Source organism: Photorhabdus sp. RM71S (assembly GCF_042879355.1).
Classification (GTDB): domain Bacteria; phylum Pseudomonadota; class Gammaproteobacteria; order Enterobacterales; family Enterobacteriaceae; genus Photorhabdus; species Photorhabdus kayaii.
The window spans coordinates 217,482-244,134 of record NZ_JBHFKV010000002.1 but is presented as its reverse complement, the minus strand read 5'-3'; the positions used below and the strand labels follow the sequence as shown (position 1 = coordinate 244,134).

At 41.7% G+C, this 26,653-nt stretch carries 18 protein-coding genes; 7 read left to right on the top strand and 11 right to left on the bottom strand.

What is annotated here, in order from left to right:
• Positions 1-339: IS30 family transposase (locus tag ACGF5R_RS02045; protein WP_387689534.1), on the top strand; the 339-nt coding region annotated here is incomplete at its 5' end.
• A gap of 626 nt (positions 340-965) precedes the next feature.
• Here ACGF5R_RS02045 and ACGF5R_RS02040 read toward each other — a convergent pair.
• The 8 genes from ACGF5R_RS02040 to ACGF5R_RS02005 all read right to left on the bottom strand — a co-directional run bounded on the left by ACGF5R_RS02040 (position 966) and on the right by ACGF5R_RS02005 (position 11,363).
• A complete protein-coding gene (locus tag ACGF5R_RS02040; protein WP_387689531.1) occupies positions 966-2,057 on the bottom strand; it encodes a fimbrial protein in 1,092 nt (363 codons plus the stop codon).
• 11 nt (positions 2,058-2,068) lie between these two features.
• Positions 2,069-4,543, bottom strand: a complete 2,475-nt coding sequence (locus ACGF5R_RS02035) for a fimbria/pilus outer membrane usher protein (RefSeq protein WP_112879088.1) — start codon at positions 4,541-4,543, stop codon at positions 2,069-2,071.
• Positions 4,544-4,568: 25 nt separating this feature from the next.
• Positions 4,569-5,267, bottom strand: coding sequence for a molecular chaperone (locus tag ACGF5R_RS02030; protein ID WP_387689528.1), 699 nt, complete (start codon positions 5,265-5,267; stop codon positions 4,569-4,571).
• Positions 5,268-5,334: 67 nt separating this feature from the next.
• Positions 5,335-5,916, bottom strand: a complete 582-nt coding sequence (locus ACGF5R_RS02025; RefSeq protein WP_112879086.1) for a fimbrial protein — start codon at positions 5,914-5,916, stop codon at positions 5,335-5,337.
• A gap of 827 nt (positions 5,917-6,743) precedes the next feature.
• Entirely contained in the window at positions 6,744-7,865 is a 1,122-nt protein-coding gene (locus ACGF5R_RS02020) for a DUF4056 domain-containing protein (protein ID WP_387689525.1), read from the bottom strand.
• Positions 7,862-9,007, bottom strand: a complete 1,146-nt coding sequence (locus tag ACGF5R_RS02015; RefSeq protein ID WP_387689522.1) for a BamA/TamA family outer membrane protein — start codon at positions 9,005-9,007, stop codon at positions 7,862-7,864. The genes ACGF5R_RS02020 and ACGF5R_RS02015 overlap by 4 nt, the downstream gene beginning before the upstream one ends.
• The gene (locus ACGF5R_RS02010) at positions 9,007-9,993 is read right to left on the bottom strand and encodes a hypothetical protein (protein ID WP_387689543.1); all 987 of its coding nucleotides are present in this window, start codon (positions 9,991-9,993) and stop codon (positions 9,007-9,009) included. Before ACGF5R_RS02010 ends, ACGF5R_RS02015 begins: the two co-directional genes overlap by 1 nt.
• Positions 9,994-10,169: 176 nt before the next feature.
• The gene (locus tag ACGF5R_RS02005; RefSeq protein WP_387689519.1) at positions 10,170-11,363 is read right to left on the bottom strand and encodes a benzoate/H(+) symporter BenE family transporter; all 1,194 of its coding nucleotides are present in this window, start codon (positions 11,361-11,363) and stop codon (positions 10,170-10,172) included.
• Positions 11,364-11,661: 298 nt separating this feature from the next.
• On the opposite strand from ACGF5R_RS02005, the gene ACGF5R_RS02000 reads away from it, so the two are divergent.
• Positions 11,662-12,330, top strand: coding sequence for an epoxyqueuosine reductase QueH (locus ACGF5R_RS02000; protein ID WP_049584551.1), 669 nt, complete (start codon positions 11,662-11,664; stop codon positions 12,328-12,330).
• A gap of 114 nt (positions 12,331-12,444) precedes the next feature.
• On the opposite strand, the gene ACGF5R_RS01995 is transcribed toward ACGF5R_RS02000, so the two are convergent.
• Positions 12,445-12,660, bottom strand: a complete 216-nt coding sequence (locus ACGF5R_RS01995) for a hypothetical protein (protein ID WP_112879082.1) — start codon at positions 12,658-12,660, stop codon at positions 12,445-12,447.
• 910 nt (positions 12,661-13,570) lie between these two features.
• Here ACGF5R_RS01995 and ACGF5R_RS01990 point away from each other — a divergent pair.
• A complete protein-coding gene (locus ACGF5R_RS01990; RefSeq protein ID WP_387689516.1) occupies positions 13,571-15,169 on the top strand; it encodes a toxin in 1,599 nt (532 codons plus the stop codon).
• A gap of 81 nt (positions 15,170-15,250) precedes the next feature.
• On the opposite strand, the gene tcaC is transcribed toward ACGF5R_RS01990, so the two are convergent.
• Positions 15,251-19,708, bottom strand: coding sequence for an insecticidal toxin complex protein TcaC (gene tcaC, locus ACGF5R_RS01985; protein ID WP_387689513.1), 4,458 nt, complete (start codon positions 19,706-19,708; stop codon positions 15,251-15,253).
• Between the two features lie 776 nt (positions 19,709-20,484).
• Here tcaC and ACGF5R_RS01980 point away from each other — a divergent pair.
• Positions 20,485-21,258, top strand: coding sequence for a TatD family hydrolase (locus ACGF5R_RS01980; protein ID WP_112879079.1), 774 nt, complete (start codon positions 20,485-20,487; stop codon positions 21,256-21,258).
• A 105-nt stretch (positions 21,259-21,363) separates the two neighbouring features.
• Here ACGF5R_RS01980 and ACGF5R_RS01975 read toward each other — a convergent pair whose 3' ends face one another.
• On the bottom strand, positions 21,364-22,059 hold the full coding sequence (locus ACGF5R_RS01975) for a phosphohydrolase (protein ID WP_387689510.1): 696 nt from the start codon (positions 22,057-22,059) through the stop codon (positions 21,364-21,366).
• A 639-nt stretch (positions 22,060-22,698) separates the two neighbouring features.
• Here ACGF5R_RS01975 and ACGF5R_RS01970 point away from each other — a divergent pair.
• The 3 genes from ACGF5R_RS01970 to deoA all read left to right on the top strand — a co-directional run bounded on the left by ACGF5R_RS01970 (position 22,699) and on the right by deoA (position 26,644).
• Positions 22,699-23,964 (top strand): NupC/NupG family nucleoside CNT transporter, encoded by a 1,266-nt coding sequence (locus ACGF5R_RS01970; protein ID WP_192881044.1) that lies wholly within the window; start codon positions 22,699-22,701, stop codon positions 23,962-23,964.
• Between the two features lie 504 nt (positions 23,965-24,468).
• Entirely contained in the window at positions 24,469-25,248 is a 780-nt protein-coding gene (gene deoC / locus ACGF5R_RS01965; RefSeq protein WP_387689507.1) for a deoxyribose-phosphate aldolase, read from the top strand.
• Between the two features lie 73 nt (positions 25,249-25,321).
• Positions 25,322-26,644 carry a thymidine phosphorylase gene (gene deoA / locus ACGF5R_RS01960; RefSeq protein WP_387689504.1) on the top strand — a complete coding sequence of 441 codons (1,323 nt, stop codon included), beginning with the start codon at positions 25,322-25,324 and terminating at the stop codon, positions 26,642-26,644.
• Positions 26,645-26,653: the final 9 nt, after the last annotated feature.

Sequence of the window (26,653 nt, the reverse complement as noted above, 5' to 3'; positions counted from 1 at the left end):
AAAGCGGCAGTGAAAGTATTATTTCCGTTAAAACAAAAGGTTAAGACCATCACGTTCGATAACGGTTTGGAGTTCGCAGATCATGAAATCATCAGTGAAAAATTAGAAACCCAAATTTACTTTGCTCACCCTTATTCGCCTTGGGAAAGAGGGATCAATGAGAATATCAATGGGTTAATCAGACAATACTTTCCAAAGGAAACCGATTTTAATGAAATCTCTGATCAGGAAATAAATTTTGTGGTAAACCGATTAAATAATCGCCCCCGAAAAACACGGGGTGGGAAAACACCGAATGAATTATTTAAGGGAATACGAACATGTTTACTTCCAGATTAACGATGTTGCACTTATTATGTGAATCTACCTGATAATATAAATATTTATCTTTCTATTTTTATATTAAAAGTGTTTTTGGAGAATTAAAGTTATATTGTTCTTGTGCTAGGTTAAATTATTTATCACATTTTTATATTACGTGTAATTATATTTTCTCCTAAAGTTTTTATTTTCGATCAATTCATATATCATTGATTTTAATTGTTTTTTTTAATTTTTAATCAATATAAGTTGAATGTTTTCATATGTTTTGTTTTTCTGTTTATGTGTTTTTTTGTATTTTTTTTATCCTTAAGGTATATTTTTGTTGCTGATTGGTTGTTATTTTTATTTATTATTTAATAAGATTTGGAAATATTATCTTGATATTGTTTTTTTTAATTTTATTGATAAGTGAAAGTATGTTTTTTCTATTTTTCATAGAATTACACTATTTTATTGATAAATTAAGCGAGTTTGAATGATTACTTAATGTTAGGATTATCATTGTGTTACATCAATTCAGGGTAGATTATAAATGTAAATGAATTTTTCTATAGAAACACTTTATTACAAATTATTACTTATTGAAACATAAAATTTTAATTCGAATGAGGGAAATAAGAGACATCTCCTTTGCCTCTTGATTAATTGTATTCAAAGTTCAGTACAGAAGTTGCTTTCAGTTCCCCTGCTATGATGTTTTGGGGATCATAAACGTGGTAGTAAGCATTAAGGTCGATGGTAAAGTGTTTATCGATGACATTGCCGGAGTTTTTGCTGAATAGTAGTGTTGCGCCGTGGGATGAGGATTGCGAAGCACTGAAAGTTATCGGCGTTGAATCACTTGTCTGAGAAACACGGATACCAACACCTTTAGCGGCACCTGCTTTGCTGTCAATTAAAGTTCGATTGTCATTTGGTAGCAGATGATTACTGCTCAGGTAAACTTTAACTGAGCGTGAAGTTTTACCGTTTTGGAGATATTTGCATTCAAAGTTAAGGGTAAAAGGTGTTTCTCCTTTATCTGTTCCGTTAAGCAATCTAATGCGGTTGACTTTTGGTAGATTCACTGTCAATCCCGCATTTAAGAAGTGACAAGTTGTATCTCTGTGATTAAAAATCATTGTGATGGGTTGATAATAGATATCTTCAGAATGTGTCGGCCACTCCCAGGTAAGAATAAAGGTCAGGAAATCGGTAGCGAAACGGAGAATGGCGTCAAGGAGTCCTAAGTTGGTGGTATCCATCGCAATGACAGCAGTTTTTAATGTTGCGGAATTGCCGGAAAAGACGTGAATATTACTACCACCGGGTCTGCCACTCAGTAGCTTTATATTAAGTGTAAATTGGGCTTGCAATTTGCTGGCAGGGTATGTGTCGTTACTGTTTCCCAGATTAATACTGTTGCTAGGAGAAAGATTCGTGATAGTCACTTCGGCATAATCTTTGCCACCATTGAATCCTAAAACAACTTTGTTTTTAGTAAAAGGCGAACCGTTAGCGACAGAGTTTTGTTTCCATAGTGAATTTCTTGTGCATGTAAAATAGCCAGAATATTGGGTGTTGAGTATCCAGGTTGCATTACTGTTCAGAGTGAGATGATCTGTCATATCAACCAGGATTGCCGGTGCCGGTATTGCATATTTGGGTTGGCAATCTGCATAGGCTATGCTACTGCTCAGACTGATTATGGCCGCCAGATACAATGGTTTAAGGTACAATGGCTTAAGTTTCATTATCTTCTCCCTTAACGGCAAATATTGGCGGTTGAGCCCATTTCAGGCTGTGGATTATTTATTATGCAGCTCTTTTCGCCTAGTTGACCGATGTGGACATAAATTTGCTGTGGTAATTTTTCTATACGTAGGAAAACCATACTACCCTGACCAACGTATCCTAAGCTGTTACCTTCTGAATCGACAATTTCAGTACCGAAAGGTAAAGGTTTACCATCAGCCTGAGCGGCGTAGAAGACAAAAGTCTTCCGCTGGTCTGTTTTAAATCCGATATGGGTAATCGCACCGGAATATGGCGCAACATCTCTGATGTTACCGATAAGTTCAGCCGCATCTTCTGGCACTTCACTGGTATCTAGCATGATGGCATTTTTACGATAAGGAGAAAGATAAGGTATCAGCAATTTACCGCTGTTGTTTGTCACCATGCTTTTATCACCATTCACAGAAGCATTTGCTGTGCCCGGTGCGTCAATGATGGCGAAAGTTTCCCCAACTTGATTAGCAGCCAGAATTCCGCTTCGATAAGCAACTAAACTGCCGGTTGCGCCAAGCCCCATTTGGCGGTACTCCTTGGACTGGCTATAAGAACTACTCAATGTGGAAACGGATGTTTTGTAGGTCAAATTTGCACTGGTTGTTGTCGAACCATTTTTCTGATCTGAAATGTTGAAGTGGTAATTTAAACGGTTGTTTGGGCCTGCGCTGCCGCTTAATCCTAAGTTACTGTTGTCATAGTGACTTTCATTGATTGAGACATTATTGGTCAAATAGGCAGGGTAACCAAACAACTCAAAAGGAACAGACAGCATCAGATAGTAGCGCTGTTCCTCTTTACTTTCTGTTTCATTGATATTGTATCGGACACGGCTTGCTGTCAGGGAATAATTGATTTTCCCCAGACTGTTGGAATACCCCATTTGATATTCTCTACTTTTATTCTGGGTTCCCCAGTAATCACGGAATGTTCCCGAAAGAAAAAGTGAACCTGCACGACTACCAAGATTCTGGTTCAAATTGATATTAAAGGTATTTTTTTGATGAGAATAGTATTGTTGGTTATATCCGTTGCTTATCCAGTCATGCAGATCAATCGCATCGATTAGGGTGAGATAATTTTTAGTTGAATAACGATAAGCCGCCAGCGAAAAATTTGTTTTTGTTTGTGGGATATAGCGGCTATAAGCTAATTTGTAGCTTTGGCCTTTCATGGTTGGGCTATTATCAAATTTGGCGCTGGACTGCGAAACGTCAATTGATACAGCGCCAATTGGTAGATTAAAACCACTACCTAACAGTAGTGAGTAATAATCTTTACTGATAATGGTGCCTGTATAACCGGTCAGGACATTATTAAAACCATATTGGTAGCTGGCTTGAAAAAAGTTTGGTTTATAACGACTGTTGGCAATATGTGTTTTACCTGCACTGATATCATATTTGCCAAGACCTTCTTTCATCATATTAGGAACGGATGAAAAGGGGACGGTAAAACTGTTAGTACGTCCGTCTGCTTCCGTCACTTCAACTAGCAAATCACCACCTGAACCTGTTGGTAAAATAGCCTCAATAGCAAACGGCCCGGGTGGTACATTACCTTGATAAATAACAATATTATTTTGGGTGATTTTTACCAGAGCGTTAGTCTGCGCAACTCCACGGACGATAGGGGAAAACCCTTGCCAGGCATCAGGGTACATGCGCATATCTGTTTTCAAATTGATACCTCGGAAGCGGAAAGAGTCGAATAAATCGCTTGATGTATAGCTATCACCAATGCGAAATTCTGAATTAATTGATGAAATTCCTCGTTGCAGATAACGGGTATTGTTACTCCATTTATCACCATTTGAACGCGTGTAGTGATAAGAGGATTGATCACGTAATTGCCAGCCAAATAGATTCAAACCGCTATTAAGTGACACGTAAGCATTATCTTCATTTTCACGGTCGCGGTTTTGTTTATTCCTATTTTGAGTATGGTAATAGTTGGCATTGTAGGACAGCATAGCTCCGGGGATACCTCGGTCCCAGAACGCAGGATCGATATAGCCTTTTAGCTCGTTTTTGATATATGCCTGCGGGACGACCAGATGCAGGCTGAGTTTAGGAACATCGAGATTAGCGGTTCCTTCATGTATTATTTTAGTAAGAAGAATTTCATCTTTGGATAAATTTGATTCTGGTAATTGGTTTTTATCAATTTTTATACCTAACCTAGGAAGATCTTCATTGAGTAAGTAAATATCTTTGCCATCGTTCTGGATATTAATATCAAATCTTCCTTTCCAGTCATTATTCAGATATATGTCAATACCGTAACGGCCAGCGGGTAGCTCTGAAGTGGTATAAAATCGGGATAAATCCGCTTTTGCAGATTCACCAACCAGAAAATCAGTATTAAATGTTTTGGCATAGCATAAACAATCTGTATACAGAAGGGTACCTATTATCAGAGCTAACGGACTAATTTTTTGTCTTATCATGTTCTATGCTATGCCAGTAATATCACTATTGAAGTGGTAAAGTTAATTTATTTATAGCACCAAAATCATCAACAATAGCCAGAGTTAATTTGTCTCCAACTTTTACTTTTTCATTGGTACTGAATGAATGAGAAGAGAACGGTTTTATAATTGTTCCTTCATTTAGTAAGTTAGGTTGAGTGTCAGAAGATTTAAGGCCGACGATATTCATGAAATAGGGTGATGAATTCTCCAATTTTAGTTGGCTACCCTCACGTTTTAATCCAATATGTTGTTGGATCTGTTTCGGTAAGATAGAAAGCTTGTCTGGCCGATAGAAAAATTTGATTCGGGTACGAATAGCAATCTGCATAACGTTTTTATCGCCAATGTTTTCTGCTATGGGTGGAATATCCAGAACATTTAAATAGAACAGCGATTCACGATCCGTGGGTAGATTGCTGCTGATGTATTTAATTCTTAATTGTTGCCCGTTATTGCCATCAATTTTGACGACTGGGGGGGTGAGTAAAAAGGGGACTTTAGCTGTTTCAGGTGTTGAATTAGGATCGCCATCATCTATCCAGGATTGTACCAGGGAGGGTTGATCCCCTGCATTTAATAATTGAACTGATACCTCTTTATTACTGGCTGGATAAATAACACGTGTTGTGTTAATAACGATGTTGGCATGAGCAGATAGAGTTGTTATCCCTAATAATATAGTTAAAAATAATTTCTTCATAACGTTATTTTTGCCAAATTAAATAAGCCTATTTATCTAAATAGGCTTTATTTATTGTAGTAAATAATTATAAATAAGTAACGTGATAAGTAACCATCGTTACTACTTTACCTGGATCAGCAGCATCAGTGCCTACTTTGTAGTATTTCGCATAGAAATCGACAATTTCAGGTGTTGCCTCTGAGCCTTTGATTCCTGTATCAAACGCTTTATTCAGCATAATAGGGTTATTTTCTTCGGTGTGTTTAACAATAGCGATACCTACGTTTTTCGGCTTACCATTTGCATTGAGTTCTTGGTTAACCAGGTACTTAGCATCGTTAGAAATAGTATGTGATGATGAGAACTGGATTTTCAACATAGAGGTTGCTGGATCAAAACCAACGGCTTTGGACTGGCAGTTAGAAAATTCTAGTGAAAATGCTTTCTTCCCATAATCAATTAAGCCTTCTTTTTGTCCGGCTTGAGTGACTGAGATAGGTTCCAATATAATCGACAGATTAGCTGAAGCACCACTGTTAATAGTACAAGTGGCATCAGTGACTGCACCAGAGAAATGTAATGTACCGCCAGCGGCATCATTGGCTGCAACAGCAGAACCTGTAGCAAAAATAAGCGCGGCGGTGGTTGATAACGCTAGTTTATTCATTTTTCCTCTCCAGGAGTAGGGACATCTTAATTGACTTTATCAGGGGTGAAGATAGGGGCCCTGAATCCCCAAATACATCAGAAAAATTAAAAAACAATATGAGTGTTTATCTATTAAATTTATTTAATGTTGTAAATTTAAAATAAAAATCAATATATCATATAGTTGAAAATAGTTTAGTAACTTGAGTTTTGGTTGAATAAATCTAATTGTTGATAATGTAAGTTCTTATTTTATCTACTTAGATAAAGCTGATATTGTTTATACATATTTATAACTTGGAAATGTATATTATAGACGATTAAACCTATTTAAGAAGGGATTTTTGTTATTTGAGTTAAATTAAGAGTGAAAGTCTAATTTTTCGATAAAAATAAGTGCAATACACAGATTAAGAGTATAATTAAGAATTATGTTCTTATTTTTGTGATCTTTTTGAGATTTTGTTTCTTTTTTGGTTGTTGAGCTAGTTAATATTTTTATGATTTTTTGATTTGTTTTTTAGATGTTATGTAATATTAATTATTTTATATCAGTTGTTTATTGGTTTTTTATCTTTGTAAATATTTCAATACGGTTTTTTATCCTGTGGAATAATGCCTTATTGATGTGGGATTTCTCTTTATAGCTTAATTTAAGTATGGTCGGCATAGTTTGGTTTTATTATGAATGATGTTGAGTTTATATTATGATGTAACATTATGGGAATAGTGAATTATAATTGATGATATTACAATGGGATTATTGTTTGAGAAATAGTAATCTAAAGTTTCTCATATATTTTAATTCATAATGTTATATTCATTCTTTCATAGAAAATATATGAATCAATGATTCTCTTGTTGTTCTTTTGCTTTTTCTGCCAATTGTGGAAAATCAAGTGCAATCCAGTAGCTTTCTGGTACAGGAAGATCTTTCATCTGGCGGCTAGGCCACAATTGTAATTCGGCCAATTCAGATAATCTGTAGCCAGTATATTGTTGTGGCAGGGTAAGCCTAAGCGGAACTTGCTGTTCTGTAGGCACCATATTAGGGGTACGATCGCTGTGAGTATGGAAATCACGTTGAAGGATTAAGCGTTTATCAGGTATACGGCGTGTGCTGTCCCACCAGATACCATCAACCTGTTCAAACATTTTCCGCGTTTCATCAGGGGATAAGGCTTCCAGTTCACGTAGCGCAGATGGCAGAATGGCTTGCATTGATAGGCGGTATTGTTTCATTGACGGTACTTGCCCTGCCAGTATCAAAGAGAGGGAAAGACGAGCGCCTAATAGATTAGAGTAGAGATCTTCAGGAGAGAACGCAGATACTTTTTCAGAAAATCCCGGTACAGACTGATAACCGTACCATTGGGCGATTTCATGCCATGCAGCAAGTTCAAAAGCCAATTTTACGGCCAGATAAGCAGTTAGGGTATAACGTTGTTCTATCGCTGCTGGTGGTGTGAATTGATAGAATTGAATGCGGCGTAATGCTAATTCGCTGCTGAGTTCTATTTGCCACTTTTCTCCAAGACGAGGCCAGATTTGACTGAACAGAAAAACCGCATTATCAGCGGTATCCCGTACATGGGAAATATCAATGAATCCGCCTCGGCGGGTATATATCATCCCCACTTTTTCATTATTGAGTCCTGTTAATGAAGCAACGGTACCAAAAAAACTGTTGTTATAATTATGTGCCCCAAGATTATCGGCATCCAGCACATTACTTATGTGGTAAAAAGGTACTGGAATAGTCAGTAATTCAGTTTTTAAATTGTAGCCAAAAGCACAGCAAGCTCTTAATCCTTCGGGAGAGGGAATCGGAGCAAGAACCGGCCATGCACGAGTGGCTTCGGCGGTTGTTTCACTATTTAAGTCAGGTTGTACTGGTGCGATTGAAGAAAAAGTTCCCTGGCATCCTGCAACTAACGTTAAAGCAGCAATCCATAAACGCAATTTCAAAACGCCTCTCCTACCTGAAAATAAAATCCATTGCTTTTTTTACCGATACCAAAGTCCAGTCTGACATTCATTTTAGGTTTGAATTCAAAACGATAGCCAGCGCCAACTGTGGGTAACCAGTTTTCTGAGCCAATATCTTTTGCATAATGGCTTAGGGTGCCCGCCCCTGCCCACAAGACAAATCCGTGTCGCCAGTCCAATTTGCGCCGATATTCCAATTGGGTGCTGATAACATTTTTGTCCCGGTATCTACCTTCATAATATCCACGCATCTGATTACTATTACCTAGCATTGACAGCATATTCCAGGGCACTTGGCCGTCAGTGAAACGACCATAACTATCGAATGCCAGTACAGATTTTTCATCTAATTGATAATAGGTGCTGTATTGCATATCAACGGTATTAAACCGGCTGTCACTGCCTAATGCCGGGGAAAAATGGGTGTAGGTAATATCAAGAACGTGTCCTTGATGAGCGTTAGGCAGAAAATCCCGTGTGTCGTAGCTGAAATAGGCACTGACGCCCGAACTCAATATGGACCGGCCATCGTTTTCTGCTGCAAAAAGTTTTTTAGCGCCGCTATCAGGGTCTTTGGCGTGTAATGATGAAAAATTCCAGCCAGCGCCTAAATAGGTAGAATCAGCAACTCGATAGAGCATTCTGGGTTGCAGGTGCAGTTCCTGTGAGTGATATTTTTCTTTGCGATCATCTACCTTACCTGCTTGATATCCTGTTCCCCAGTAATAAGTGGGAACGTTGTTCAAGGTACCGGAAAGGAAAAACCGCCATTGATCATCAGCAAAGAAACTGTAGTTATCAAATGTGAAGCCAAAGGCGCCTGTTGAAGAGGCAAATCCATTTAGGGAAAGAGAAGAGGTTTGGCTGGTATGGTCATGATCATCTGGCCGATAAAGACCAACGACAGCAACACCGAGACCGGCACCTAACTCTGGCGTATAAAAAGGGCCGGGTAAAATACCCCAATCAATCGCTTTACTGCTGTCATAGGTATTACTGCCACCTAATTTTTCCAGCCAGCCATCGATTTTTTCCCTGCTGAGTGGTGCTTCACCATATGAGAGATCAGAAATAAAAAGGCTGACTAAAGCCAGCCCATATAAAGTACAACGGATGTTCATTAAAAGCGGAACTCACCTGAAATGTAGAAGCTGTTACGTTTGTTAAAGCCAACTTCAGTCAGCATATTGAAATTGCGTGTGACTTCCAGCCTTGCGCCGACGGTATTATTCCAGCGAGATGCAACATGCTGTTTTACTTTGAATTTCATATTTTCATAATCGTCGAATGCACTTACCAATTTGTCAAACATGGGGGGTAAATCCAGATTACTAATATTGCCTTCAAATTCCTGAGTAATTTTCTGGTACATACCACCGGTCCATACTTGCAATTTGGTATTTCCTTGCCCTGGAATGATTGGCTGGAATACAAATTCATAACCAATTCGTGGAGTGACGACCAGAGCGCTAATTTTACCATCCAGAATATCCAGACTGGTGTAGGTATAGTTGGTATCAAGCGTACCGAAAAATTGATCGTAACCCCCTGCCAGAGTAAAACCGCCACCATAGGTTTTACCTTTAAAATCTAGTGCGAAGGGAATATCTTTCATTCCCTTAATAGTCTGACCAAGAAAACTGATTCCCTCAATGTTGGTTTTCGATGAGCCTTTTGTCCAGCCATAAACGCCATAAACATTCAGAAAAGGCAGAACCCAAGTATCCAGCTTGAGCATATGTGATTCATTCTTTTCTCTGGTTTTTCCTGTGTTTATATCCAGTATGTCTTCAAAGCCTGGGGTGTCCGGTATAATGATTTTAATATCATCTACAATGATATTCTGCCGCATATTCATATAACCGTAACTGGCACCAAAAGGTTCCGGTAGGTCATAACCTTTAGCTCTGGCCTCATTACCCCAAATCGGGAGTATCCGTGATTCTTGCTTATTTGGCTTTCTGGATAAACTACCATCAGCAGTCGTTTGGTTCCCTCCTGACTGGCTGACAGAGAGAGAAAGAATTGGGTGGTCATCAGCGTAGCTATAGGGGATTGCCAAGCATGATGAAAGAACAGCTAACTTGCTAATATCAGAAAATTTTATGTCAAAAAATTTCATAATAGGAAGCTCGGTTTTGCTAGTAGGGAAATTAAAGTTTTCATTTAAGGCTATTGATTTCTCACCGTAATATTTAAAGCGCAACAAACCCGGCAAATTAGCACAACTCTTATAGATAAGAAATATCATAAGATGCTGAAAAGTATAATTTTACTGTATGTTTAATGAGCGATTTTGTTTTTCTCAGGCAAAGATAGAAGCATCATGGTTATTACGCCACCGATTAATCCCCAAAATGCAGCGCCTACTCCAAGTAACGTCACGCCGGAAGCGGTGATCAAAAATGTGATTACTGCGGCGTCTCGTTGCTTTTCATTCTGTAATGCCTGTAGCAAGCTGCCAGAAATGGTTCCAAGCAATGCTAATCCGGCGATAACATGAATAAGCGCAGTCGGTAGAGCGCTGAATAACATACTTATTGAGCCGCCGAACAGGCCCGCTATCAGGTAAAACACGCCCGCTACGGCAGCGGCCATATAACGGCGATTCGGGTCAGAGTGGATTTCCTGGCTCATACAAATTGCGGCTGTAATAGCGGCAATACAGACGGAAAAACCACCAAAAGGTGACAAAATGAGTGAAATGAGCGCAGTCCAGCTTATCAGTGATGAAACAGAAACCGGATACCCTGCGGCTTTCAGTGTTGCGATGCCGGGCGCATTTTGAGATGCCATCGTGACGATAAAAAATGGGATGCCGATACTCAATAGCGAAGAGAGTGTGAAACTGGGTGCAATAAATTCAGGGGTGGCAAACGCGATTGTAGATTGTTGTTCAAAGTGAATATCTCCCTGTAAAGCGGCGATAATCAGCCCTGATAATAGTGTTAAGATGATGGCATAGCGGGATAAATATCTGCGTGCCAGAAGATAAGTCAAACACATTCCGGCAGTTAGTACGAAGTTGACTGAAAATGAGGAAAAGGCATCCAAACCAAAGCGTAACAGAATACCGGCCAGCATGGCTGCGGAAAGTGCCTGTGGAATATAGTTCATCAACCGGGCAAACAGGCCAGTAATACCGCACAGCAAGATCAGCGCTGAAGCAAAAATAAAGATACCAATGGCTTCGTTGATTGATGTTCCTGGCAGCGTTGTCGCTAGTAGCGCGGCACCCGGTGTTGACCATGCGGTAAGGACGGGTGTTCGGTAATAAAGCGATAATCCCAGGGAGCTGATGCCCATCCCAAATCCTAGCATACTTAGCCAGCCGCCGATTTGTAGGGGGGTAGCGCCGGCAGCTTCAGCGGCTTGAAAGATAATGGCCGCGGAACTGGTATATCCAACCAGAACAGCGACAAATCCGGCGGTGATGGCCGGAAAAGAGAGGTCACTCAGGGAAATTGCATGGCGCATCTTGGTCTCCGTTTAAATTATTTTGGTTAAAAGCATCTGAATTTGGCTATAATTTAGTTAACTATCAGCATAAAACAAATTTATCTGTAGTGAACTTCCTCGTACAAACTTTGATGACGACAATATGACGGTGGAACCTGCCAGAATTTCAAGTAATTTACTATGATTACAAAGGTAAGGATCACAAAGATAAGGATCGTAAAAACAAGCCAGTCATGATGAATTTCATTCGAAAAATTTGAAGCTAAAAATAACTATATTCTATAATTAATTCTTATAATTATATGGAGCCTGCTAAATGGAAAACTATGTTCGCCCTGTTTTAACGTTACCGGATAATGCGGAACGATTATTATTGCACTCTTGTTGTGCGCCTTGTTCTGGTGAAGTGATGGAAGCGCTACATGCCTCTGGAATTGATTACACCGTTTTTTTCTATAATCCGAATATTCATCCAAAACGGGAATATTTAATTCGCAAAGAAGAGAACATTCGCTTTGCGGAGCAACACAATGTGCCATTTGTGGATGCGGATTATGACAGTGATAACTGGTTTGAACGCGCTAAAGGTATGGAATGGGAGCCAGAAAGAGGGGTTCGTTGCACCATGTGCTTTGATATGCGTTTTGAGCGTACTGCTTTATATGCTTATGAAAATAATTTCAGCGTTATTTCAAGCTCGTTGGGCATTTCCCGTTGGAAAAACATGCAGCAGATAAATGATTGTGGAAAACGAGCGGCAAGTCAGTATCCGGGAATTCAATACTGGGATTACAACTGGCGTAAGCAAGGTGGTTCAGCCCGGATGATTGAAATTAGTAAACGGGAAAGATTTTATCAGCAGGAATATTGTGGTTGTATCTATTCATTGCGTGATACGAATAAACACCGTAAATCTCAGGCGCGGGATATTATCAGGATTGGTGTTAAATATTATGGTGATGAAGATACCGAAGGCACTTGTTAAGCTTTTCACTTTAATACGTTGAGGGGGGGATTTCCCCCCTGAATTTACAGTTTATGACGCTGTCAAACTTGTGTCATAACTATTGCTGCGTGTAGTGGCTTCATGCTGGAAAACTCAGTGAGTCTTCTTGGCTTCTTTGCTTGCTGCCTTTTGGTGTGAGTGTTGTTTAGGTGTGGTTTTACCCGATTTCTTCTCTGCTTTGGTATTTGCTGTATGGGAAGCAGTCACTTTGGTATCCGAAGATTGGGTTACCGGTGTGCTAGGTGCAGCCAATACTGCGCCAGAGAATAACAGTGATAATACAGTTATAGATAAGCCTAAACGTGTCATGATAATTTTCCTGTGTTTTAACTTTGTTTCACTTGCTGGAATACATTTTGAGCGACTAAGTAAGCTACGTGCTATTCCAGATCTGTCTTAACGCCCAGTGAGTATACGAGCTTGATCATTAATTAGGCAAATTTAAGATAATACCTTTTTATAGGTTTTTATAATTTGTTGAAGAATCGTTGAAGTTTTTGGGCATAATTTGCCTGATAACAGAGAGCGTTTATTTAAAGCAATGGGTTCTCTATTAACATGTATACTCCGGGTTTTGCGTGTTGCTGGTGGTTCACTGTTCATTCATAAGCAGGTTTGCACAAGCTGTAATTAACTATTATTGCGAATCTGCTTGTACACTATTTATAGCTTATAGGAACTCATGATGTTCTTAATGAAAATGAAATAAGCGTAATTTATTTATATTTTTGGTGAGGTAATTTATTTGTTTAATTTCAATAATATTAATTAAAATAATCTTCCTAAGACTCGGGATATATATTGGGTGTAGATTGGAAACTGTATTTAGTAATAATCTGAATTCAATTGCAGAAGGAAATAATTATCTCTAAAGCGTTACGCCTGTAGTAATTAATTAACATAAATATAATCTGGTGGAATTATCATATAATAATATTTTTTTATTTAGATAGATTAGAGAGAAATATTATTACAACTAATTTCTAGGTCTTTTGTGGACAACGGAGAAAACTACACTATTATGAAATTGGTGCATTGAAATAATTAATGCTAATATAACCGATTAGTAACTACATCACAGTCTATAATAACAGACTGAACATATTAACGCTCTATTAGGGAAAAACTTATACCGTTCATGATGAAAAGGCAATGAAGTGTCATTATAACTCATTGACTGTAATCGGAAAAGTAATGTTAACCAAGTGGAGATAGATATATGTCTAAATACAAATTAAACCGACGTTTATTAGCAAGCTCTATATTATTCTTTTTCATGTCAGGAAATGTTATTGCCGCCAATCCTAAAATATCTGCATATTATCTGAGTGGGCCTGCTGCGCAGGTTGATACTAAAGAATATTATGCCAGTCTTGATAACTTTAAAAAATTAAGTAGAGATATTTATAAGAACAAGAGTAACTTTAATATGCTGGTATTGTCTTTTGTCCAGCCTAGTTTTGTTAACTATGAGAAAAACAGTCTGAAATGTTCAGGATTGTTTGGTTATATCTGTACTTCTGGTCAAAGTATTAGCACGAAAGAAGCTGAAAATGCCAGGGCTGATTTTGTGGCATTAAAAGGTGTTATCGCTGATTTAAAATCTCATGGAGTGAGTACTTATATTGCTATAGGTGGATGGAATTTTAGTTGTTATCCGAAAATTTATGATATAACTGCCGGCAAAAAGGATGCTTGTGGTAATGAACCCGGTGCAGTTTATGATATTTTCCCCAATCCACTGACTAAAATTCCTCGATTTGACAGTACTATTACGGGTAAAGCCGCAGATAAGGCATATAGAAATATTGTTAATTTGGCGGCCGATTTAGGTGTAGCCGGAATTGATGTGGATTATGAAGAATTCTGGCACGCTGATATTAATGCAAAAAGCTGGAAATTAACGCCTGACTCAATCAAGGTTCCTCCTAATAACAGTGAAACCCTTATTACATCAACTTTAATAGCAAAGGGACTAGGCAGTTATGTTTATGATGCGTCAATGAATATTGTTCCTGGCGCAGAGAAAATTCCCCGTGCAATGCCGGCAACCGTGGATAAATTCGCTGCTATTTTAAAGTCTTTTTATACTTCAATTAATGCAGTTAAACCATCACTTAAGCTAAGTACCGCAGGTCCTGCAACGGGAGGTATCCCGAATATGTCCGCTAACTGGGGAACTAATGCGAGGAATAGTGATATTTATGGTGGTGCTTGGTGGGGAGGCAATCTCTATGGTTTGATTTACAATACCGCGCTGAGTTACCCCAATCTGATCAATCGACTCAGTTATATTGGTGTAATGACCTATGATTTAAGTGAAAAAGATTGTGGATTTATTGGGGGAGGTGAAACATATATTCCTTGTGACCTTCCTGGGCAGGTTAAGTATTATTATGGTCAATATATTAACTGGCTTAAATCAGGCAATGAAGTTGTTACCTTCCATGTCAAACTAAAAGGGGCGCGTAACTACGCTCAGGCATCAATTCAACCGCAAAAATTATTGGTTTTGCCGCCTATTACGGTTGGGTTTGAAGTTGGTAAACCCGCAACCGGTAATTTACCGCTGACGAAGAGCGCTCTTAACAGCATATTAGATGGTACGATCAAATATGGTAAAACGGGCCTTATAATGTGGGATCTATTTAAGAATGAACGTTATGACGGTAGTGACTGGAAAGATGAGTGGGCGACACCTAATGCTCTTTTGTCTACGGCTTGCAAAAAAATAGGGCTGACAGGAGAGCATTATAATTGCGATAGCTCTGTTCCGACACCTGATCCTGTTCCGGCTTTTACCAAGAAAGAACATTGACGTTAATATTTAACGGAAATGCTGAATCTTCATAATTGATTAGATATTGCCCCGCAATATACTGCGGGGCAACGGATAAAATTATGTGTTTCTTGATGCTGTATCGTTTTCATCCTCGCTGACAATAAACCACGGAGTGTACAGTTTTTCTCGCAAATATTTCTTAGCGGTGATGACCTTGTATTCCCGTCCCAGTGGATCATAAAGATGGGTATCGGCAAACAGATCATCTCGTGCGCTGTCATCACTAACATAGCGCCAGTCATTCAGAAAATAGGGTTGATAGGTACGCACAGGTTGGCCTTTGTCGTCGTATTCTGTGCGGCCAGAAACAGCCCATCGGGTGTCTGTAGCGGCACTGACCAGAACGCCATTTGCATCCACAACCAGCCCACCGTCCTCTTTACGTTGCCAGGCATCACCGGGCTCATGACGGGCTGAACTCTGGAGTAACCGGCCAAAACCATCACTAAAACTCACCGTCTGTTGGTGCTGTTGTTGAGGATCGTTATCGTAGCGGTCAGTGGTGATCCCCAGTACATGTGGAGGTAAACGGGGAATACTTGCCAATAGCGAGATGAGTTGAATCGTTAGGTTCTGATGGACTATTCCCCGTTTCCCGCCTAGCGCACACACTTTCCCATCTTCGGTAACCATATGAGCGGCACGCAGTTGCGCCCATAGCGCTTCTGCTTCTTCTGGTGACTGAGAAAGCTGAGACAAAGATAACAGCGGCATCCAGCTATCAACGGCATAGACTAAACATTGGGCAACGGGGAGTACTCCTGTTAACGCTAGCGCTTTATCTACGGAGTCCGGTGGTGTAAAGGGCTGGTTGGAGTAGCCTGTGGTCTGCCCTGCCTCCGTACCCCAGAACCGGCTGGTGGTCACGCGACCTAGTGCATCCAATGTCACAATATGTTGATTATCATTAATATCTATCAGTTGTACTGGCGTAAGGAAACGATAATCGTAACGGGCTTGCGTCGTTAATCCAGCGGCATCCTGAGTCTGAATTATTACACAACGATGGGTATCCCAGGTCAGTGTGGTTTTCCCTGTCAGCAACGAGTTACGCTGAGTTTGAGGCCGCCAGAACTGTGTGGCATCACCGTAATCGGTATAGCCTTGCCGTGCCACCCATACCGGGCTTTCTGATCCAGTATTAAATAACCGCGCGACTTGCTGATAACCGGCCTGTATCAGTGTGGTATGCAACGCCTGTTCTTCAATCACGCCCTCATACGCCTGTAATGAGGTATCATCCATCATGGCGGTTTCTTGGAACGCGACCAGTGCTTGTAACGTGGGCTTTTCTAGAGTGACTTCCGCTTGACCGGCGGTGTAAAACGTCTGTTGTTGCCCCAGATAAACGGCCGCTTTTTCATCTGCTAGCAGGCCATCGGCTTTCAGCAAGACTTCAAGAGAGATCCCTTCGGCCGGAATTTTGGTCCGGTCATAAGTATAAACATCACGGCGTTGTGCATTTGGTAAACCTAATCGCCAGTTTTCTCCGTCAGTCAGGTGATGCCAGCTATTTTTTTGCCTCACCAGACGTAATTGTTGTTGCTGATCATCATAGCTACTGTCGAATAGTGTTTCCGGCAGGGTTGGCGGGTAGGGGGTTTCTGCCGGTTTTTCGCGGCGAGGCCAGGCAATATCGACACTTTGCAGTGATTGACCAAAGATATCGTGTTGCAGCCAGATACTTTGGCTGAGCTGTGGATCACTGATGATACGTTCATAGTGGTAGCTGCGATTTTCAATGGCGGTAATCCAGGCAGATAATTCGGTTTCTTTCTCTACGGGAATAGAGCGTACCTGATAGCGTGATTCACTGACGGTATAAGGCACCGTTTGATTATCCGTTCCGTCTAGGCCATAGAGCTCGGTGCGTAGCAGTTGGCCTTTAAGTGCCCGCGTTAGCCAGTTACGTTGTGTCTCATTGGGGGTGAATGCTTGATCTGTCTGGTTAGTGTTGTCCCAGATGGTATAACGGGTTTCAAATCCGCTATAAGCTTGGGTGTCTGCCTGCCAATATTCTGTGGCTAATTGGCTGTCTACTTCATCTATCCCGGTGGCGAACCAGCTAATACTCAGTGACGGTGCCGCTTGTTCGGGGGCGGTGCCGTGAGAAAATGTTGTGGTATCTGTCTGTTTGATACAACCAAATCCTCTGAATTCCCGCTCTTTACCATCCCAGACACCGTGGCGGTAACTGACTTCACTGGTGAGCCGGTTACCGCTGATTTCATCCTGAATTTCGGTATACCACAGCAGATGCATTGGAAACGGCAGGTAACAGGCCGGGGATTTGCCTGCTTTGGTGAGCTGTAATTTCTCATCCAACCAGAATTGCGCGGAGCTACGATAATGTAGAGTATGATGTGCGCCCCGGTTATTGTTCATCACATTTAGCAACCAAGGTTTGGTTAACGACAAATCACAATGCCAGTGATGTGGCACCATATGTGGCACTGTCAGGATCAGACTGGCTATCCCTAATCCCTGAATATCGGCGACTTGGAGTTGGCAAGTGTTGTCAAATTGTACGCCTTCTGGCAAAGCTAACGTCAGCGGGGCATCAAACTGATTACCACTTTGGTTGAGATAAATGAGCAAAGAGCTGGATTGCGCATAGATAATGTCAGTGGTGCCGGAGCCGTCGATATCCGCCAAAAATAGCCGTTCGGGATTGAAGCTAGTTTCGGGCTGGCTAAATCCTGGCAGGGTCAGTGGTTGACCGAAACGGCCATGTCCCAGATTCGGCCAACAGGTAACACGATTAGCTCTAATTTCCACCAGATGTTGTTGACCGGAACCGAGCATATCGCTGAAAGCCACCAGTTTGCGGGCGTCGGTTCCAGTAACGGGCAGAGTGATACCTGTGGATTGTGGGACATCTTGTCCTTTACGCCAGCCGTTTCGCTGGTTGGCGTACAGACGCACGCTTTTCGGCCCGATTAACACTAAATCGGATAAGCCTGCCCCGGTAAGGTCAGCGAATTGGACGCTTGGATGAAAATATTCCACTGGTAAGGCATTGATTGGCGTAAAGTGCGTCCATTTTCCATCGGGTTGCTGGCTATGGTATCCGCGAATACCGGAGGCGGTGACTACCCAATCCAGTTGGCCGTCTCCGTTGATATCCATCAATGAGGCATTATCCTGCAAACTGGGTAGGGTAGGCAGTGGGGCGATTTTGCCGTAAGTGATGGCATTACTGTCTCCGTCTTCCTGACGTTGCGGCGCTTTATACCACCAAGCGCCGCGTTCTTGGTACAGCATACCCGGCAACCCTTCTCCCCGCAGATCAACCAATTGATAACGTTGCTGCGAGTTAAAATTATCTAATGCATCAAAACGTTGCCATGTTGGCATCTTCTCTAGGTCGAACCGCTGCCAGGCTAATTCTAAAGGTGGCAGGGTGATTGGGCTGCCGTCCTGTTCGTGACTCAATTGGCGGGCGGCAATCAATGTAGTGACGCTGGCATCTCTATCGTAGTCCAGTATTAGGCGTCCAACCAGTTCCGGGGCGTCATGGGTACCGGCTTCTCCGGCCATTAGCGCGGTACGGTGAAACATCAGTACTTGTTGACATAAGCGGCGAGTACGCACTTCAAAACCGTATTCATAGCGAGAGAAGATATCCCGGCGTACAGGCCATTGTGCTGTACCTGCATCCCATTTCGGCACGGTATGAAGTGAAGTATCGCGTTCACCGTGGTCAAAGACCAGATGAAACAGCCACTCTTCCGGTGTCGGAGGTGTGTTATCCAGTACGAACAGGCTGGCTTGTGGTTTGATGTTACCGTAGTTCACCTGTACCAGATAGCGCTGTGCGGTTGCATTGGGATGAGCGGTTTTTTCATTGTCGTCACAATCGGCTTCATCTTCGGCCCGGTATTGATAGCTGACATGTTCACCGGTTGGTGTCACGGTTTCTTCCAGCAACCACTGGGCGATTTGTTGATCATTTTGCGGGTTTGCCAGACAAGCCTGTGCGGTTTTCCCTAAGATGTGCAGTTGGCCGTCCGGTGACGATATCAGCCAGAAAGCTCGCCTTTCTTGACCGGAAGTAGGTTGCCAATATTCGATTCTGCTGAAATCTTGGATCTGGCGGGCTTGATAGCGAGTCACGGTATAGGAGATTGGCAAGGTCACGCCTTGCAGCGTCTTAACGCCTTGACGGATATCTGGCTGCCCTTGGTCATTCATGGCAATATTCATGACTTCGCCTTGTGGGGATAAGAACGTGTCGTCATTACCGTATTGTGGAATGCCATGTTGGGTGCGTCGGCTAATAGTCATGACGCCACATTGCCAGCCGATACCGAAAGGCCCGTTACCTGCACTGCTGCTGTAAATCAGCGATAATCTAGGCGCAGTCCCTCTGCCGGTCGAAAGGGGCAATGGCAGAGATAGAGTGGTCATTCCATCAGGGCCGGCAGCACTTAGCGCTTCTCCCATACCATTGATAGCACCGCCACCTTTGGGAAGTGATAGCGTTGTAATCGATACTTCTGGTGAATCCTGCATAAAGTACTCCTTACAACAGGCCCCTAATAGGGAGAGACCTGTGATCGACAAAGAAAAAAAATTTATGCGTCTCGAATGATGTAATTCAGATGCACAATGATGTCACTCAGATTGGCAACTAGCGCGTTTTGATAACCAGCGTCAAGCAGGGGCTGTTCAGATATACCTGATAAAAATGATATTTTACTTTGCATAACAGTCACCATTACATGGCTTAGAATTAGAACATCTTGGAAGGTTAGTTTCGAAAATCGAGCTAGCTTTCTTGGTGTGACAATTCATAAATATTCCTTTTGTTTCTGTTTGTTTATTGCTGGTTCAATTCAGGTAATACAGAGATAAACAAAACGACCAGTATGAGAAATTTCATCCAAGGTGCTGATAGCAAAAGTGTTATAAAAATGAAAAATAATTTATGATGATAGGCTAGTTCATCATCTATCTTAGGTATTTAGAATCATTTTCACTATTTGGTAAGAGTTGTTAACTGATGGAGGCATGACTTTATAGCGTGAAAGCTTATTATGTTAAGCTTAATTTTTATTAATGTAGGAATAAAAAATTAATTTAATCATAGCGGTAAAGAAACCCCGTAACAGTTTCAGCCTGAAAATAATCAGACTTGAATTGATCGGGGCATTTCTGGTCTTTTGCCGGGTGACGGCTCCTCGTCCTATCGGCATAGGTATCTACACAACTTTCGTCAAAAATGGTATTGATATTCAGTATGCTTTCAATTTTTCTATCGTCAGAACAGATAAATAACGGATAGCTTCATGTTCATTGATACCCACTGCCATTTTGATTTCCCTCCGTTTCGTGATGATGAACAGCAGAGCCTGCAACGGGCGGTACAGATTGGCGTGGATAGAATTATTGTCCCCGCTATTAGTAGTGCAAATTTGCAACAGGTATCTGAATTGGCTTGTTCTTATCCTGAGATTTATGCTGCATTGGGTTTGCATCCTATTTATATCGATCAACATCAGGAAGCGCATCTTGCGGATCTGGAACAATTTCTAAAACAGAAACACGAAAAGTTGGTGGCGGTTGGGGAGATTGGGCTCGATCTCTATATGACTGAACCCCAATTTGAAAAACAGAAAGCGCTATTATGCGCTCAATTGCGGTTAGCAAAACAGTATGAATTACCGGTTATCCTTCATTCCCGAAAAAGCCATGATCAACTGGCAGCGATCCTAAGAAGAATCAACCTTCCCCGTACCGGTGTAGTACACGGATTTGCGGGTAGCTTATCGCAGGCGGAGGCTTTTATCGGTTTGGGATATTACCTTGGGGTAGGGGGAACCATTACTTATGAAAGAGCGCAGAAAACACGTCGCGTAATGGCTGAACTCCCGTTAACGTCTCTGGTGCTGGAAACCGATGCTCCGGATATGCCACTTTTCGGTTTTCAGGGAGAACCTAACCGGCCGGAAAAAATTGCCGGAGTGTTTGCTTCGTTATGTGAGCTTCGTCGCGAAGCTCCAGATGAGATTGCTAACCAACTTTATCATAACAGTATTGAGTTATTTGGATTAGCTATATGATTTGCAAAGTGATTTTAACTACTATTGGCAAAGATGCAGTTAACTGAAACTGGATAAATCGATGATGAATTAAGATGCAAAGCTCCAAGGGTATAATATTTGCAATTAATTTTCGTTGAAAAAATCCTTTATAAATTCATCCGTATCAATTAAATCACCTTTAATTTCGCTCGATAGTTTGCTCAAAAAGTCCACCAAATATTGGGCATTCAATTGTGCGATCTTCTTACCCTCTGTGGTATTCATTTTTTCGGGCAGTTTAAATAACTTTGTCTGAAAGTGATCGATTGCATAAGATTTGTCATCCAAGGGGCGATTAAGTGCAAAGGGATCATCATGCTGAAAAAGTCCCTGACCGAGCATACCTGCTATATAAAATACTCTGGCGAGTCCAATGGCTCCTAATGCATCCAATCGGTCTGCGTCTTGGAGTATTTTAGCTTCTATTGTTTCTGGGGGTAAGGCTGCGCTATAGCTGTGGGTTATAATTGCGTGTTTTACCGCATCATAAAGTTCTTTTGGGAACTCTGGAAATTCAATAGATAGAATTTTTACAGCTTCCTGTGCTGCAAGTTTTGAGGATTGTTTTTTTTCTGGATGATTCTTTGGTAATGACACGATGTCATGTAAGTAACTTGAGGCAATGATAACTAAAGGCTCACCTCCTTCTTTCTCCATGATTCTTTTCGCGTTATTTGCAACACGGATCAGATGACCAATATCATGAGCGTTATCATTAGAGTTTGCGAGTCGATGTTTTAAAAATTCTCTCAAACGTTCTTCTAGAATATTCGTTTTCATTATTTTCATTTACTTAAAGGTATAATAGGTCTTCTATTCCCTGTCTTGACTTTAATAATAATAATTCTTGTCCATTTTGTATAGTTGAAATGCAGTAGAAAAATAACTAAATATTAGTATTTAGGACGTTAACGGAAATTTATTAACCGTTACAGGTTGGATACTATGGAGTTAATTGTTTTTGCACAATTGTTTGATTGTTACTCAGGAGTAAATTGTTATCTCCATAGAGGAATTACTCGTAATTTAGACATAGGCTTATTTTCTTAGATTTATTTTTGAAACATTGCTTCTCTGCTTATCTATAGATGTAAATATATATGACAGAGTTGTTGCCTGCGGATCATAAGCACCACACTTTAATTGCATTTACCTGATAATTATTTCTTAATTGTTGATTATTTTGCCATTCCGATATTAGATTATCTGTTGCAGATTATTTTTGTAATTTGTGTGATTTACATCACATTTATCATTTTTTTATTGCTTTTTTCAGTAGATATTTGTGATGTCAATAGCTTGTTCATTCCGATGACTGAGTATAATCAGCGCCGACTCAGCGTCAGTGAGCGATTTACGTTCAACTGACATATTTAATTTATTATTAAGTGAACAGGGATTCTTCCAATGCAACTCTTTATGAGCCTGGTCGGGATGGTAGTGCTGATCTTGATCGCAGTACTCTTTTCCAGTAATTATCGTGCTATTAAACTTCGTACTGTCCTTGGTGCCTTTTTGATTCAGATCGCTATCGGTGCTTTCGTACTTTATGTTCCCGCAGGTAAGAAAATATTAATGGGTATGTCTGAGGGAGTTTCTAGTGTTATCCAGTACGGTCAGCAAGGAATGGATTTTATTTTTGGTGGATTAGTTTCCCCCAAAATGTTTGAACTGTTTGGCGGCGGGGGATTTGTTTTCGCCCTGCGTGTACTGCCTATTATTGTTTTCTTCTCTTCATTGATTGCTGTGTTGTACTACATTGGTGTTATGCAGCTAGTTATCAAAGTATTGGGTGGTGGCCTGCAAAAAATTCTCGGAACTTCACGTACGGAATCTTTGTCTGCGACAGCGAATATTTTCGTAGGCCAAACTGAGGCGCCACTGGTTGTTCGCCCTTATATTGCTACCATGACTCAATCTGAACTGTTTGCGGTAATGTGTGGTGGTCTGGCATCCGTTGCGGGTTCGGTATTGGCCGGTTATGCATCAATGGGCGTACCTTTGGAATATCTGATTGCGGCTTCCTTTATGGCGGCGCCAGGTGGCCTGTTGTTCGCGAAATTGATGGTGCCTGAAACTGAAAAGCCACATGACACTGTTGATGCAATGTCACTGGTCGCTGAAGAGGAACGTCCTGCTAACATCATTGATGCAGCCGCCTCTGGTGCCGCTTCTGGTATGCAATTAGCGTTGAACGTCGGTGCAATGTTATTGGCGTTTGTTGCCCTTATTGCATTGTTAAATGGTATTCTCGGTGGAATCGGTGGTTGGTTTAATTATCCACAACTTTCTCTTGAACTGGTGTTGGGTTGGGTCTTCGCGCCAATTGCTTACCTGATTGGTATTCCGTGGAATGAAGCAACGGTAGCAGGTTCTTTCATCGGTCAAAAAATAGTTGTGAACGAATTTGTTGCCTTTATGAACTTCGGCGCTTATTTGAAACCGGATGATGTAGTTACGGCTGCTGGCTTGCAGGTTCTGTCAGATCATACTAAAGCAATTATCTCCTTCGCATTGTGTGGTTTCGCTAACCTTTCTTCCGTTGCTATCCTGCTAGGTGGTCTGGGCGGTATGGCACCGAACCGCCGCGGAGATGTTGCTCGTTTGGGGATGAAAGCCATTATCGCGGGCACACTATCCAACTTAATGAGTGCAACTATCGCAGGCTTCTTCCTGGCTCTGTAACGTTGTTGAAATTAGGCAGGTGGGATAATCCCGCCTGCAATCTATTTTCCTACCGGTTTATCTTTAATTCGTGGTGAAAAAGCAGCGTCTTCCATACTTTTTGTTTACTAGACGTGAGTTATATTTTTTGTCGTGTATTATTTGGTGATAAGCAAGTTGGATTTGCCGGTAAATCCCATGATAAATATAGTTTTATGTGATAAAAATCACATTTGAAATTATTATCTTGCAAATTACATGTAATTAGTGTGATTTTTGGCACAATTTTTTGAACGTTGAAATGTTCAAATATAAGATATGCCAAATTTCAAGGATCAAGGCGTGGCTCGCATTAAGGACCATAAGCCGAAGAGAGCATAGTGCGGTGAAAAGGAATTCAATTGTCGCTGTAGGCATATCATCGCGGCATCTTTAAGGATCAAGTCCGCTCGCCAACAAACAATCGTTTAACAGCATGTGTGGCTCTAGCAGAAGCTAGCCGCGATAATAACGTTGGAGAGTTTTATGACCGATTTAACCGCAGCAGCGCAACGTGCGCTGAGTTTGATGGATTTAACGACACTCAATGATAATGATACAGATGAAAAAGTGACGGCACTTTGTCATCAGGCGAAAAGCTCGGTAGGTAATACCGCGGCTATCTGTATCTACCCTCGTTTTATTCCTCTGGCGCGTAAAGTGTTACGTAAACAGGGCACGCCTGAAATCCGTATTGCAACAGTGACAAACTTCCCACACGGCAATGACGATATTGATATCGCTTTAGCTGAAACCCGTGCTGCTATCGCTTATGGCGCTGATGAGGTCGATGTGGTTTTCCCATACCGTGCATTGATGGCCGGTAATGAACAAGTCGGTTTTGACATGGTAAAAGCGTGTAAAGCCGCCTGTGCAGTAGCGGATGTGCTACTAAAAGTTATTATTGAAACCGGTGAACTGAAAGGGGCATCTCTGATTCGTAAGGCATCTGAAATTTCAATCAACGCAGGTGCTGATTTTATCAAAACGTCTACAGGTAAAGTGCCGGTTAATGCCACACTGGCAAGTGCTGAAATCATGATGAAGGTGATTCATGAGATGGGTGTGGGTGAAACGGTTGGTTTCAAACCGGCTGGTGGCGTGCGTACCGCTGAAGAGGCTGCACAATATCTGGCATTAGCTGATCATATCATGGGTGACAAATGGGCTGATGCCCGTCATTTTCGTTTTGGAGCTTCCAGTTTGTTAGGCAGTTTGCTAAGCACTCTGGGGCATCAGAATCAAGAGCAAAGCAGCAATTATTGATAATCGAGTACCGTATCAATCAGTGCGTAGCCGCTGAATCTTTGCCGATTTTAATCATGATTAGGAGAATGCTTTGTTTCTGACACAGGAAATTATCCGTAAAAAGCGTGATGGGCATCTACTGAATGAAGAAGAGATCCGCTTCTTCGTTAATGGCGTACGTGACAATACCGTTTCCGAGGGACAAATTGCTGCGCTGGCGATGGCTATCCACTTCCAGGACATGGTAATGGAAGAACGTGTCGCCCTGACATTGGCTATGCGTGACTCCGGGACAGTGTTGAATTGGCAAAGCCTGAATTTGAACGGCCCGATTGTGGATAAGCATTCAACCGGTGGGGTTGGTGATGTGACTTCGCTAATGCTTGGTCCGATGGTGGCGGCCTGTGGCGGCTATGTGCCGATGATTTCCGGCCGTGGTTTAGGTCATACCGGCGGGACGCTGGACAAGTTGGAAGCGATTCCAGGGTTTGATATTTTTCCTGATGAGCGGCGTTTTCGTGACATTATTCAGGATGTTGGTGTGGCGATTATCGGTCAGACCCATTCGCTGGCGCCGGCAGACAAACGCTTCTATGCAACTCGCGATATTACCGCGACGGTGGATTCTATTCCCTTGATTACCGCCTCTATCCTTGGCAAAAAACTGGCTGAGGGTTTGGACGCACTGGTAATGGATGTCAAAGTGGGTTCTGGTGCGTTTATGTCAACGTATGAAGCGTCGCAGCAACTGGCGGAATCGATTGTTAGCGTGGCTAATGGCGTGGGTTGTAAAACTACCGCGTTGTTGACGGATATGAATCAGGTTCTGGCATCCAGTGCGGGTAATGCGCTTGAAGTTCGTGAAGCTGTTCGCTTTCTGACGGGGGAAAAGCGCAATCCACGTTTACTCGAAGTTACAATGGCACTGTGTGTTGAAATGCTGGTATCCGGCCATTTGGCAACAGACCGTGAAGATGCACGCAATAGACTCCAGTCTGTCTTAGATAACGGTAAAGCAGCCGAAATTTTTGGTCGCATGGTCGCTGCACAACAAGGTCCGACGGATTTTGTTGAGCGTTATGACAGTTACTTGCCAACGGCTGTTTTCAGCAAACCCATATTGGCTGAACAGCATGGATTTATTACGCATATGGATACCCGTGCTATAGGGATGTCTGTAGTTTCCCTTGGGGGAGGGCGCCGTAAGGCAACAGATCGCATTGATTATAGTGTGGGGCTGAGCAATATCGTTGCTCTGGGCTCAGAAGTTAATGTAGGTACACCCTTAGCTATTATTCATGCCAACAATGAGAATGAATGGCAGGAAGTGGCAAAGGCAGTACGTAAAGCTATCGTTCTGGGTACAGAAGCCAAACCAGCCGCACCGATGGTTTATCGCCAAATTGGCGAATAATAACCATAC